The following is a 12528-nucleotide window of genomic DNA, read 5'->3' on the forward strand; positions in this document are numbered from 1 at the left end:
GAGCAGATGATGGGCCGATCGGTTTTGAAAATGGTGTCGCTGGCGGTGGCGGGCGTTTGTGTGGCGGGGCTGTCCCTGCAGGCCCAGGCGCAGAACGTGAAGATTGCGCTGGGCATGTCGGGCTGGACGGGCTTCGCGCCGCTCACGCTGGCCGACAAGGCGGGCATTTTCAAGAAGAACGGCCTGGATGTGGAACTCAAGATGATTCCGCAGAAAGACCGCCACCTGGCCCTGGCCTCCGAGGCGATCCAGTGCGCGGCCACCACGGTGGAAACGCACGTGGCCTGGAACGCCAACGGCGTGCCCATCGTGCAGATCTTCCAGATGGACAAGTCCTACGGCGCCGACGGCCTGGCCGTGCGCAACGATGTGAAGGGCTTCGCCGACCTCAAGGGCAAGACCATCGGCGTGAGCGCGCCGGGCACCGCGCCGTACTTCGGCCTGGCCTGAATGCTGAACAAGAACGGCATGACGCTCAAGGACGTGAAGACCGTCTCGCTCGAACCCCAGCCCGCTGCGCAGGCCTTCGTGTCCGGCCAGAACGATGCCGCCATGACCTACGAGCCCTACCTGTCCACCGTGCGCGCCAACCCGCAGGCCGGCAAGATCCTGGCCACCACCATCGACTACGCCATGGTGATGGACACCGTGGGCTGCGCGCCCACCTGGCTCAAGGCCAACGCCAAGGCGGCGCAGGCCCTGGCCAACTCGTATTTCGAGGCGCTGGAGATGATCAAGGCGGACCCGGCCAAGGCCAACGAGATCATGGGCTCGGCCGTCAAGCAAAGCGGCGAGCAGTTCGCCAAGTCGTCAGCCTACCTGCGCTGGCAGGACAAGGCGGCCAACCAGAAGTTCTTCGCCGGCGAGCTGATGCAGTTCATGAAGGAGGCGGTGCCCATCCTGCTGGAGGCCGGCGTGATCCGCAAGGCGCCTGAAAAACTTGAGGCCACCTTCGACGCCAGCTTCATCCAGTGATGGCACGGGAGCCTGCCACCATGCCCGCCACGACTGCCGCCCGCCACCCTGCCGCGGGGCCGTCCGCCAGCGCCCCCGCCGCGCTGCGGGCGGGGCCTGCCCCTGATCCCGTTCGCCGCCGCGCCATGGCGCCGCTCGAGCCCGTCAGCCCGCGCGCCCGCTGGGTGCTGGGCTTGGCGTTCTTCGTGGTGTTCATCGCCGTGTGGTCGTTCTTCACGCTGGGCGGCTTCGTGTCGCCCACCTTCCTCGCCAGCCCGGCCACCATGCTCAAGGAAGGCGGCCTGCTGTTCACCGAGTACGGCTTTCACAAAGACATTGGCATGACGGTGTGGCGCGTGCTCGGCGGCTTCGTGCTGGCGGCCGTGGTCGCGGTGCCGCTGGGCATCGCCATGGGCGCCTGGAAGCCGGTGGAGGCGTTCTTCGAGCCCTTCGTGTCGTTCTGCCGCTACCTGCCGGCCTCGGCCTTCATTCCGCTGCTCATCCTGTGGGCGGGCATCGGCGAGGCGCAGAAGCTGCTCGTCATCTTCATCGGCTCGGTGTTCCAGATCACGCTGATGGTGGCCGTGACCGTGGGCGGCGCGCGGCGCGACCTGGTCGAGGCGGCCTACACGCTGGGCGCGGGCAACACGGGCATCGTGCGGCGCGTGCTCATCCCCGGGGCCGCGCCCGGCATTGCCGAAACGCTGCGCCTGGTGCTGGGCTGGGCCTGGACCTACGTGATCGTCGCCGAGCTGATCGGCTCGTCGTCGGGCATCGGCCACATGATCACCGACAGCCAGGCGCTGCTGAACACGGGGCAGATCATCTTCGGCATCATCGTGATCGGCGTCATCGGGCTGGTGTCCGACTTCGCCTTCAAGGCGGCCAACCGCCGCCTCTTCGCCTGGAGCACGCTATGACCGCACCGATGCTTTCCGTTCGCGGCGTGTCACGCACCTTCGCCGGCGCGCGCGGCCAGGCCACCCAGGCGCTGTTGCCGGTGGATTTCGAGGTGCGCGAGAACGACTTCGTCACCATCCTCGGACCGTCCGGCTGCGGCAAGTCCACGCTGCTGCGCATCGTGGCGGGGCTGGACTTTCCCACCGCGGGCGAGGTGCTGCTGGACGGCCAGCGCATCGACGGCCCCGGCGCCGACCGCGGCATGGTGTTCCAGAGCTACACGCTGTTTCCGTGGCTGACCATCGAGCAGAACATCCGCTTCGGCCTGCGCGAGCGCGGCATGCCCGAGGCGCAGCAGAAGGAGCGGGCGGCGTACTTCATCGCCAAGGTCGGCCTGCGCGGCTTCGAGCAGCACTACCCCAAACAGCTGTCGGGCGGCATGCAGCAACGCACGGCCATTGCCCGGGCCCTCGCCAACGACCCCAAGATCCTGCTGATGGACGAACCCTTCGGCGCGCTCGACAACCAGACCCGCGTGCTCATGCAGGAGCTGCTGCTGGGCATCTGGGAGGCCGAGCGCAAGACGGTGATGTTCGTCACCCACGACATCGACGAGGCGATCTTCATGGCCAACCGCGTGGCGGTGTTCAGCGCCCGGCCGGGCCGCATCAAGACCGAGTTGGCGGTGGACCTGCCGCACCCGCGGCACTACCGCGTGAAGACCTCGCCCGAGTTCATGGACCTGAAGGCGCGGCTGACCGAGGAGATCCGCGCCGAGTCCATGGCGGCGGACCTGCATTGAGCCGCTCCAAGAAACCCGCCGACATGAACGCCGCCGCCCTCCGTGCCAACGCCGAAGCCGAGTCCGCTGCCGCGGCGCCGGTGGAGCCCGCGCTGGCGCTGTACCAGCAGGTCAAGGAGTTCATCGCCCGCAAGATCCAGGACGGCTCCTGGCGCGCGGGCGACCGGCTGCCGTCCGAGAGCGAGCTGGTGCTGCAGTTCGGCATGTCGCGCATGACCGTCAACCGTGCGCTGCGCGAGCTGTCCGAGCAGGGCCGCATCGTGCGCGTGGCCGGCGTGGGCAGCTTCGTGGCGGAGGACAAGCCGCAGTCCACGCTGCTGCAGATCGCCAACCTGGCCAGCGAGATCCGCCAGCGCGGGCACGACTACCGCTGCGACGTGCTCACGGTGGAGCGCGTGTCGGCCTCGATGGAGGTGGCCGCGGCGCTGGACCTGCGCACGGGCGAGTCGGTGTTCCATGCCGTGTGCGTGCACCGCGAGGACGGCGTGGCCGTGCAGCTGGAAGACCGTTATGTGAACCCGCGCGTGGTGCCCACCTTCGCGCAGCAGGACTTCACGCAGCTGCAGCCCTCGGAATTCCTGGTGCGCAACGTGCCGTTCGACCAGGTGGAGCACGTGGTCGATGCCGTGCTGCCCACGCCGGAGCAGGCGCAGCTGCTGGGCATGGAGCCCGCCCAGCCGTGCCTGCTGCTCACCCGCCGCACCTGGAGCCGCGGCGTGCCGGTGACCCTGGTGCGCTGCCTGCACCCCGCCTCGCGCTACCGTCTGGGCAGCCGCTTCCGCGCCGACGGCAATCCCGTGTTCGGATAGCGGGCCGCTGCTTTCATTGGCTTCCTTTTCGCTCGAACCTACTTGTATATACAGGATGAACTTGATGACCGATTCCTCCCCTGAAACCCTGGTGCTGCACCCCGGCCGCGTCACGCTGGGCGAACTGCGGCGCTTGAGCGCGGGCGGCGTGCGCCTGTCGCTGGACCCGGCCGCGCAGGCTGGCATGCAGGCCTCGCTGGCCACGGTGCAGCGCATCGTCGAAGAAGACCAGGTGGTCTATGGCATCAACACCGGCTTCGGCAAGCTCGCCAGCACGAAGATCGCCCACGGCCGGCTGGCCGAACTGCAGCGCAACCTGGTGCTGTCGCACAGCGTGGGCACCGGCGATCCGCTGCCCGACGCGGTGGTGCGCATGGTGCTGGCCACCAAGGCGGTGAGTCTGGCGCGCGGCCACTCCGGCGTGCGGCCCGAGATCGTCGATGCGCTGCTGGCCCTGGCCAATGCCGACGTGCTGCCCGTGATCCCGGCCAAGGGCTCGGTCGGCGCCTCGGGCGACCTGGCACCGCTGGCCCACCTGGCCTGCGTGCTGATCGGAGAGGGCGAGGCCAAGGTGCAGGGCCGCACGGTGCCGGGCCGAGAGGCCATGGCGGCCATCGGCTGCGAGCCGTTCGTGCTCGGCCCCAAGGAAGGGCTGGCGCTGCTGAACGGCACGCAGGTGTCCACGGCCCTCGCGCTGGCCGGGCTGTTCGGCGCCGAGAGCGTGTTCGCGGCCGGGCTGGTGTCGGGCGCGCTGTCGCTCGAAGCCATCAAGGGCTCGGTCAAGCCGTTCGATGCGCGCATCCACGAAGCGCGTGGCCAGCCGGGGCAGATCGCCGTGGCGGCCGCCGTGCGCGCACTGCTGGAGGGCAGCGAGATCGATCCGTCGCACCCGCACTGCGGGCGCGTGCAGGACCCGTATTCGATCCGCTGCGTGCCGCAGGTGATGGGCGCGTGCCTCGATAACCTGCAGCATGCCGCGCGCGTGCTGCAGATCGAGGCCAATGCCGCCTCGGACAACCCGCTGGTGTTCTCCGAAACGGGCGACGTGATCTCGGGCGGCAACTTCCACGCCGAGCCGGTGGCCTTCGCCGCCGACATCATCGCGCTGGCGGTGGCCGAGATCGGCGCCATCTCCGAGCGGCGTTTGGCGCTGCTGCTGGACACCGGCCTGTCGGGCCTGCCGGCCTTCCTCATCCGCGACAGCGGCGTGAACTCGGGCTTCATGATCGCGCAGGTCACGGCCGCGGCGCTGGCGTCCGAGAACAAATGCCTGGCCCACCCGGGCAGCGTGGACAGCCTGCCCACCTCGGCCAACCAGGAGGACCATGTGTCCATGGCCACCTACGCCGCGCGGCGCCTGACCGACATGGTGCGCAACACGGCGGTGGTCGTTGGCATCGAGGCCATGGCCGCCACCCAGGGCATCGACTTCGACCGCGTGCCCGCACCGGGCGCCCCCGCCACTCCGTGGCTGAAAAGCTCACCGCTCATCGAAGCGCAGATCGCCGCCATCCGCGCGCGGGTCGCCTTCCTGGAGCAGGACCGCTTTCTCGCCACCGACATCGAGGCCATGCGCGGCTGGGCCCAGGAATCCGCCTGGCCCGCGCCCGTGACCGCCCACCTGCCCAGCTTCGTTTTCCAGATTTCGTGAAGGAGCCTTTGCCATGAACGCCAACGACGCCATCCTCTCCACCGCCGCAGCCCCGCTCGCCGACCCGCGACACGACCCCACGCGCGTGATCCGCGCCCCGCGCGGCAGCCAGCTGAACTGCAAAAACTGGCTGGCCGAGGCCGCCTACCGCATGATCCAGAACAACCTGGATGCCGAGGTGGCCGAGCGCCCGCAGGACCTGGTGGTCTACGGCGGCATCGGCCGCGCTGCGCGCGACTGGGCTTGCTACGACCAGATCCTGTCGTCGCTCAAGGTGCTGGAGGCCGACGAAACCCTGCTGATCCAGTCCGGCAAGCCGGTGGGCGTGTTCAAGACGCACGAGAACGCGCCGCGCGTGCTGCTGGCCAACTCCAACCTGGTGCCGAAGTGGGGCACCTGGGAGCACTTCAACGAACTGGACCGCAAGGGCCTGTTCATGTACGGCCAGATGACGGCCGGCAGCTGGATCTACATCGGCAGCCAGGGCATCGTGCAGGGCACGTTCGAGACCTTCGTCGAGGCCGGCCGCCAGCACTACGACAACGACCTCTCCGGCAAGTGGATCCTCACGGCGGGACTGGGGGGCATGGGCGGCGCGCAGCCCCTGGCCGCCATGCTGGCCGGCGCCGTGTCGCTCAATATCGAGTGCCAGCAAAGCAGCATCGACTTTCGCCTGCGCACGCGCTACGTGGACAAGCAGGCGCGCGACATCGACCATGCGCTGGAGTTGATCCGGCAGCATTGCGACGCGAAGGAAGCCGTCTCCATCGCACTGCTGGGCAACGCGGCCGAGGTGCTGCCCGAACTGGTGCGCCGCGCGAAGGCGGGCGGATTGAAGCCCGACCTGGTGACCGACCAGACCTCCGCCCACGACCTGATCCACGGCTACCTGCCCGCCGGCTGGACAGTGCCGCAATGGCAGGCCGCGATGAAGGACCCGGCGCAGCATGCCGCCCTGACGAAGGCCGCCGCCCAGTCGTGCGCGGTGCACGTGCAGGCCATGCTGGACTTCCAGGCCATGGGCATTCCCACGGTGGACTACGGCAACAACATCCGCCAGGTGGCGTTCGACGAGGGGGTGAAGAACGCCTTCGACTTCCCCGGCTTCGTGCCCGCCTACATCCGCCCGCTGTTCTGCGAGGGCAAGGGCCCGTTCCGCTGGGTGGCGCTGTCAGGCGACCCGGAGGACATCTACAAGACCGATGCCAAGATCAAGGAGCTGTTCCCCGACAACCACCAAACGCACCGCTGGCTGGACATGGCGCGCGAGCGCATCGCCTTCCAGGGCCTGCCCGCGCGCATCTGCTGGCTGGGCCTGGGCGAGCGCCACAAGGCGGCGCTGGCCTTCAACGAAATGGTCAGGAGCGGCGAACTCAAGGCGCCCATCGTCATCGGCCGCGACCACCTGGACACCGGTTCGGTGGCCAGCCCCAACCGCGAGACCGAGGCCATGAAGGACGGCACCGACGCGGTGAGCGACTGGCCGTTGCTGAACGCGCTGCTCAACACGGCGGGCGGCGCCACGTGGGTGAGCCTGCACCACGGCGGCGGCGTGGGCATGGGCTACTCGCAGCATGCCGGCGTGGTCATCGTGGCCGACGGCACCGATGAGGCGGCCGCGCGCCTGGGCCGCGTGCTGTGGAACGACCCGGCCTCGGGCGTGATGCGGCATGCCGACGCGGGCTACGACATCGCGGTGGCCACCGCACGCAGGCAGGGCCTGAACCTTCCCATGGTGCGCTGAGGCCTCCGCAGGGCCACCGGAAAACGGAATTTCGCCATTCCGCGAGAAAAAAGGGGAACCCCATTCCCAATGGCCGGGAATGGGGGCGTGTGATCCCGGGCCGCTTCCTTCGATACTGAACGCATGACCCGAAGTGCATTGCCCAGCGCCGTTGCGACGTCCGACCGAGTGCTCCAGGTGCTGGCCGTGCTGGCCCAGCAGGGCAGGGCGATGGCCGCGACCGAGCTCATGGAGCACACCGGCATGGCGCGCAGCACGCTGTACCGCCAGCTCGCGCGCTTGAAGCGCTGGGGCTTCGTGCTGGAAAGCGATGGCGGCTATGCGCCGGGCCCTTTGAGCCTTCAGCTGGCCCTCGGCTTCGACCTGGCTTCGCACCTGGTGAGGCAGGCGCGCCCCGGCATGGTGGAGCTGTCGCAGCAGTCGCAGGAAAGCGTCGGCCTGATCGTCGCGGTGAACGACCAGGCCATCTGCCTGGACATGGTGGAAAGCCACCATTCGCTGCGCTGCTCGTTCGAAAAGGGTCGCAGCGTGCCGCTGCGCACGGGCGCTTCGGCCAAGTGCGTGCTGGCCCATCTGCCGCCCGCCGCGCGCGATGCGGTGCTCGACAGCCAGTGGGGCACGGGCACGCCCGAGCGCGAGGCCGCCCAGCAGGCGCTGGAGGCGATCCGCAAGGCCGGCTTCGCCACCAGCGAGAGCGAGGTGGACCCCGGCGTCTGGGGCTGCAGCGTGCCGCTGTTCGGCGCGTCCCGCCAGGCCGCGGGCGCCATCACGCTGATGGCGCCGGTGATGCGGGCCCAGGGCCAGGAGGCCGCGCTGATCCGCATGGTGGTCGTGGCGGCCGCCCGCATCTCGCGCCAACTCGTTCTGCACTGAACCCGGCCGCATCGTTTTTATTTTTTCCTCGAGTGCCTTTCCCTTCCTCCCACCCCCACCGGAAACTCCCATGAACATCCGACGCAATCTCCTCCTGGCCAGCCTGGCCGCCGTGTTCGCCCTGGGCGCCGGCGCCGCCCGCGCGCAAGACAACGTGCTGCGAGTGGCCACCGATGCCACCTTCCCGCCGATGGAGTTCGTCGAGAACGGCAAGCGCACCGGCTTCGACGTGGAGCTGGTGGAGGCCGTCGCCAGGAGCATGGGCAAGCAGGTCGAGTGGGTGGACATCGACTTCAAGGGCCTGATCCCCGGCCTGATCTCGCGGCGCTTCGACATGGCCGTCTCGGGCATCTACATCACCGACGAGCGCAAGAAGGTCGTCGATTTCACCGAGCCCTACTACGCCGGCGGCCTGGTCGCCATGGTCAAGGAAGGCAATACCACCATCCGCAAGCCGGCCGACCTGGACGGCAAGAAGATCTCGGTGCAGGTGGGCACCAAGTCGGTCGCCTTCCTCACGCAGAACTACCCCAAGGCGCAACGCGTGGAGGTCGAGAAGAACCAGGAAATGTTCAACCTGGTGGACATCGGCCGCGCCGACGCCGCCGTCACCGGCAAGCCCGCGGCCTACCAATATGTGCGCACCCGGCCCGGCCTGCGCGTGATCGAGGAGCAGCTCACCACCGAGGAATACGGCATGGCGCTGCGCAAGGACACGCCGGAGCTCACCCGCGCGGTGAACGCCGCGCTGGCCAAGCTCAAGGCCGACGGCACCTACGCGGCCATCGTGAAGAAGTGGTTCAGCGGCAGCGCCGCCACCACCGCGGCCACGCCGGCTGCCAAGTGAGCCGGCGGACCACCACCGCCGACCGAATCGACAAGCACTGAACCCGAGCGATGGAACTCGATTTTTCCCCCGTGTGGGCCGGCTGGCCCCAACTGCTGGAGGGCGCGCTGGTGACCGTGGAGATCACGGCCGCCTCGCTGCTTCTGGGCTGCGTGATGGGGTTGCTGGTGGGCATCGGCCGCCTCGACCCCCGGCGCCGCATCGTGTATGGCCTGTGCACCGCCTATGTGGCGGCCATCCGCGGCACGCCGCTGCTGGTGCAGCTGTTCATCCTGTTCTTCGGCCTGCCGCAGTTCGGCATCCTGCTGCCGGCGTTCCTGTGCGGCGTGATCGGGCTGGGCATCTACTCGGGCGCGTACGTGTCCGAGATCGTGCGCGGCGCGATCCAGTCCATCGACCGGGGCCAGATGGAGGCCGCGCGCTCCATCGGCATGTCCTCGGGCGTGGCGATGCGCTGGGTGGTGCTGCCCCAGGCCGTGGTGCGCATGATTCCGCCGCTGGGCAACGAGTTCATTGCGCTCATCAAGAACTCGGCGCTGGTGTCGCTGCTGACCATCCACGACCTGATGCACGAGGGGCAGAAGATCATCAGCGTGTCATACCGCTCGCTGGAGGTGTACCTGGCCATCGCGGTCGTGTACTTCCTGCTCACCGGCGCGACCACGCTGGTGCTGCGCCACATCGAGTTGCGCCTGCGCGCCGGGGGGATGGTGCAATGACGCAGTCCCCATCGACCCAGGCATCCGCTGCGGATGCGGCACCCATCGTGCGCATCCGCGGCCTGCGCAAGGCCTTCGGCGAGCACGTGGTGCTGAACGGCATCGACTTCGACGTGCAGCCGTCGCAGGTGGTGGTCGTGATCGGGCCCAGCGGCTCGGGCAAGAGCACCTTCCTGCGCTGCTGCAACGGGCTGGAGCAGCCCCAGGGGGGGCGCATCGACATCTGCGGGCGCACCCTGGTGGACGAGGGCCGCATGCTGCCCGAGCGCGAGCTCAATGCCCTGCGTGAAGAGGTGGGCATGGTCTTCCAGTCGTTCAACCTGTTCCCGCACCTGTCGGTGCTCGACAACGTCACCCTGGGCCCGCGCAAGCTGCGCGGCGCTTCCCGCGCCGAGGCCGAAAGCCAGGCGCGCGCCTTGCTGGACAAGGTGGGCCTGGGCCACAAGGCCGCGGCCATGCCGGCCAGCCTGTCGGGCGGCCAGAAGCAGCGCGTGGCGATCGCCCGTGCCCTGGCCATGCAGCCGCGCGTGATGCTGTTCGACGAACCCACCTCGGCCCTGGACCCGGAGGTGGCGCTGCTGCGCAGCGGCATCGACGCCAACCTGGCCGCGCCCAGCCCACGCGCCAAGGTGGCGAGCCGCCCGGACGATCCGGGCCGGTTCTTCGAGGACTTCTGCAACTGGCAGGACATTCCCGCCTTCGGCCGCTTCATCGCCGAGACGCCCGTGGCCTGGGCCGCCCAGCGGCTCATGCAGTCGGCCAGCGTGCGGCTGTACCACGACCATGTGCTGGTCAAGGAGCCGGGCACGCGCCAGCGCACGCCCTGGCACCAGGACCAGCCCTACTACAACATTGACGGCACGCAGAACGTGAGCCTGTGGATTCCCGTGGACCCGGTGGCGCGCGAGGCCACGCTGGAGTTCGTGGCCGGCTCGCACCGGGGCCCGTGGCGCATGCCGCGCACCTTCATGGACCAGCAGGCGCGGTGGTTTCCCGAAGGCTCGCTGGCCGAGCTGCCCGACATCGAGGCCGACCGCGCGGCGTTTCCCATCCTGGGCTGGGAGATCGCGCCCGGCGACGTGGTGTGCTTTCACATGCTGGCCCTGCATGCCTCGGGCGGTGTGCCCGGGCCGCAGCGGCGCCGCGTGTTCTCGGTGCGCTTTCTGGGCGACGACACGCGCCATGCGCCGCGCGCCTGGAAGACCTCGCCCGATTTCCCGGGCCTGGCCGACACCTTGCCGGCCGGCGCACCCATGGCGCACCCGCTCTTTCCGCTGCTGGTGGGGGAGGCGGGATGACGGCGGCGCTGCAGCGGTTCGACCTGTCGGCCATCGCGCCCACCCCGTGGAAGAACGGCGGCGGCGACACGCGCGAGCTGGCCTGCTGGCCGCCGGGCGCCGGCATGGACGCCTTCGAGTGGCGCGTGAGCGTGGCCACCATCGCGGCGCCCGGGCCGTTCTCGGCCTTCCAGGGCGTGCAGCGCCAGATCATGCTGCTGGACGGGGCCGGCGTGCGCCTGCGCGCCGAGGACGAGGGCATCGACCATGCGCTGGACGAGCGCTGGCAGCCCGTGGCGTTCGCGGGCGACCAGGCCATCGACTGCATCCCGCTGGGCGGCGCCTCGACCGACTTCAACCTGATGCTGCGGCATGGCCGCTGGCAGGGCGCGGTGCAGGTGCTGCAGAACGCGTGCGTGCCGGGCAGCACGCCCGCGGGCCTGTGCATGGTGCTGTCGGGCCGGTGGCATCGGGGCGGCGAGGTCTTCGGGCCAGGGCAGGGCCTGTGGTGGGCCGCCGCCGCGCCCGCTGGCGCCTGCGCCGCGCTCCAGCCGCAGGCCGGCGGGGCTGACGCGCCGGCCATCGCCTGGGTGGCGCTGGTGCCGGGGTTTCAGCCAAATCGGGCACTGGCGCAATAATCACTAGGGCATACTGCTATGCATTTAATAGCAAAAGGGAGAATCGCATGACCGTGCCGCACCAGGACTTCGCCCACGCCCCCAGCGCCGACGGGGTCTGGCACACCCTGCACCTGGCGCCCGGGCTGGCGGTGGCCGACGTGCCGGTGCCCGATGGTGTGCCGGCGGCGCTGGTGGTGGAGCAGGGCGTGGTGCGCTGGGTGGGCCCGGAGGCCGCCGTGCCCGCGGCCCATGCCGCCTTGCCGCGCCACGCCGCGCGCGGCGCTCTGGCCACGCCCGGGCTGGTGGACTGCCACACCCACCTCGTCTACGGCGGGCAGCGCGCCAACGAGTTCGCCATGCGGCTGGCCGGCGCCTCGTACGAAGAAGTCGCCCGGGCCGGCGGCGGCATCGTCGCCTCGGTGCGGGCCACGCGCGAGGCCAGCGAAGACGAATTGTTCGACCTCGCCCTGCCGCGCCTGTCGGCGCTGCTCGACGAAGGCGTGTGCGCCATCGAAATCAAGTCCGGCTACGGCCTGGCGACCGCGCACGAGCGCAAGCAGCTGCGCGCGGCCCGGCGCCTGGGCGAGGCCACCGGCACCACGGTGCGCACCACGTTCCTGGGCGCGCACGCGCTGCCGCCCGAATACGCCGGCCGCAGCCAGGACTACATCGACCACGTGTGCCAGGAGATGCTGCCCGCGCTCGCGGCGGAAGGGCTGGTCGATGCGGTGGATGTGTTCTGCGAGCGCATCGCCTTCTCGCTGGCCGAGACCGAGCAGGTCTTTCAGGCGGCGCAGCGGCTGGGCCTGCCGGTCAAGCTGCATGCCGAGCAGCTCTCTGACATGGGTGGGGCGGCGCTCGCCGCGCGATACAAAGCCCTGTCGTGCGACCACATCGAGCACCTGTCCGCCGAGGGCATCGCCGCCATGCGGGCCGCCGGCACGGTGGCCGTGCTGCTGCCCGGCGCCTACTACACCCTGCGCGACACGCACCTGCCACCCATCGCGCTGCTGCGCGAGGCCGGCGTGCCCATGGCCGTCTCCACCGACCACAACCCCGGCACCTCGCCCGCTTTGAGCCTGCTGCTCATGGCCAACATGGCGTGCACGCTGTTTCGCCTGACCGTGCCCGAGGCGCTGGCCGGCATCACCACCCATGCCGCGCGCGCGCTGGGGCTGCAGGATTCGCACGGACTGATTGCCGCGGGGCGGCCGGCGAACTTCGTGCTGTGGCCCTTCAAAGAGGCGGCGGAGCTGGCCTACTGGTTCGGGCACAAGCCGGCGCACACCATCGTGCGGCAGGGGCGCATCGCCCGGGCGGCGGCTTGATGCA

11 protein-coding genes and 1 pseudogene are annotated in these 12528 nt (G+C 69.8%); all 12 read left to right on the forward strand.

What is annotated here, in order from left to right; all coding sequences use genetic code 11:
- Window positions 1-9: 9 nt before the first annotated feature.
- The 12 genes and pseudogenes from AVMA1855_RS16735 (at window position 10) to hutI (ending at window position 12524) form a co-directional block, all read left to right on the forward strand.
- A pseudogene (locus AVMA1855_RS16735) lies at window positions 10-975 on the forward strand (ABC transporter substrate-binding protein).
- Between the two features lie 20 nt (window positions 976-995).
- Window positions 996-1874 carry an ABC transporter permease gene (locus AVMA1855_RS16740; protein WP_284426574.1) on the forward strand — a complete coding sequence of 293 codons (879 nt, stop codon included), beginning with the start codon at window positions 996-998 and terminating at the stop codon, window positions 1872-1874.
- Entirely contained in the window at window positions 1871-2656 is a 786-nt protein-coding gene (locus AVMA1855_RS16745) for an ABC transporter ATP-binding protein (protein WP_272563942.1), read from the forward strand. Before AVMA1855_RS16740 ends, AVMA1855_RS16745 begins: the two co-directional genes overlap by 4 nt.
- A 23-nt stretch (window positions 2657-2679) precedes the next feature.
- Window positions 2680-3465, forward strand: a complete 786-nt coding sequence (hutC, locus tag AVMA1855_RS16750; RefSeq protein WP_284401831.1) for a histidine utilization transcriptional repressor HutC — start codon at window positions 2680-2682, stop codon at window positions 3463-3465.
- 64 nt (window positions 3466-3529) lie between these two features.
- Window positions 3530-5116, forward strand: coding sequence for a histidine ammonia-lyase (hutH, locus tag AVMA1855_RS16755; protein WP_284426575.1), 1587 nt, complete (start codon window positions 3530-3532; stop codon window positions 5114-5116).
- 13 nt (window positions 5117-5129) lie between these two features.
- Window positions 5130-6860, forward strand: coding sequence for a urocanate hydratase (gene hutU, locus AVMA1855_RS16760; RefSeq protein WP_284426576.1), 1731 nt, complete (start codon window positions 5130-5132; stop codon window positions 6858-6860).
- A gap of 123 nt (window positions 6861-6983) precedes the next feature.
- Window positions 6984-7733: an IclR family transcriptional regulator gene (locus AVMA1855_RS16765; protein WP_272563939.1), complete on the forward strand. Its 750-nt coding sequence runs from the start codon at window positions 6984-6986 to the stop codon at window positions 7731-7733.
- A gap of 70 nt (window positions 7734-7803) precedes the next feature.
- Complete coding sequence (locus AVMA1855_RS16770) at window positions 7804-8580, forward strand: glutamine ABC transporter substrate-binding protein (RefSeq protein WP_284426577.1); 777 nt, start codon at window positions 7804-7806, stop codon at window positions 8578-8580.
- 50 nt (window positions 8581-8630) lie between these two features.
- The gene (locus AVMA1855_RS16775) at window positions 8631-9299 is read left to right on the forward strand and encodes an amino acid ABC transporter permease (RefSeq protein ID WP_284401841.1); all 669 of its coding nucleotides are present in this window, start codon (window positions 8631-8633) and stop codon (window positions 9297-9299) included.
- Window positions 9296-10597: an ATP-binding cassette domain-containing protein gene (locus AVMA1855_RS26730; protein WP_502870343.1), complete on the forward strand. Its 1302-nt coding sequence runs from the start codon at window positions 9296-9298 to the stop codon at window positions 10595-10597. Before AVMA1855_RS16775 ends, AVMA1855_RS26730 begins: the two co-directional genes overlap by 4 nt.
- Window positions 10594-11214: a HutD/Ves family protein gene (locus tag AVMA1855_RS16790; protein ID WP_272563934.1), complete on the forward strand. Its 621-nt coding sequence runs from the start codon at window positions 10594-10596 to the stop codon at window positions 11212-11214. The genes AVMA1855_RS26730 and AVMA1855_RS16790 overlap by 4 nt, the downstream gene beginning before the upstream one ends.
- Window positions 11215-11261: 47 nt before the next feature.
- On the forward strand, window positions 11262-12524 hold the full coding sequence (gene hutI, locus AVMA1855_RS16795) for an imidazolonepropionase (protein ID WP_284426578.1): 1263 nt from the start codon (window positions 11262-11264) through the stop codon (window positions 12522-12524).
- The last annotated feature ends 4 nt before the right edge of the window (window positions 12525-12528 follow it).

This window comes from Acidovorax sp. SUPP1855, assembly GCF_030158955.1.
Classification (GTDB): domain Bacteria; phylum Pseudomonadota; class Gammaproteobacteria; order Burkholderiales; family Burkholderiaceae_C; genus Paracidovorax.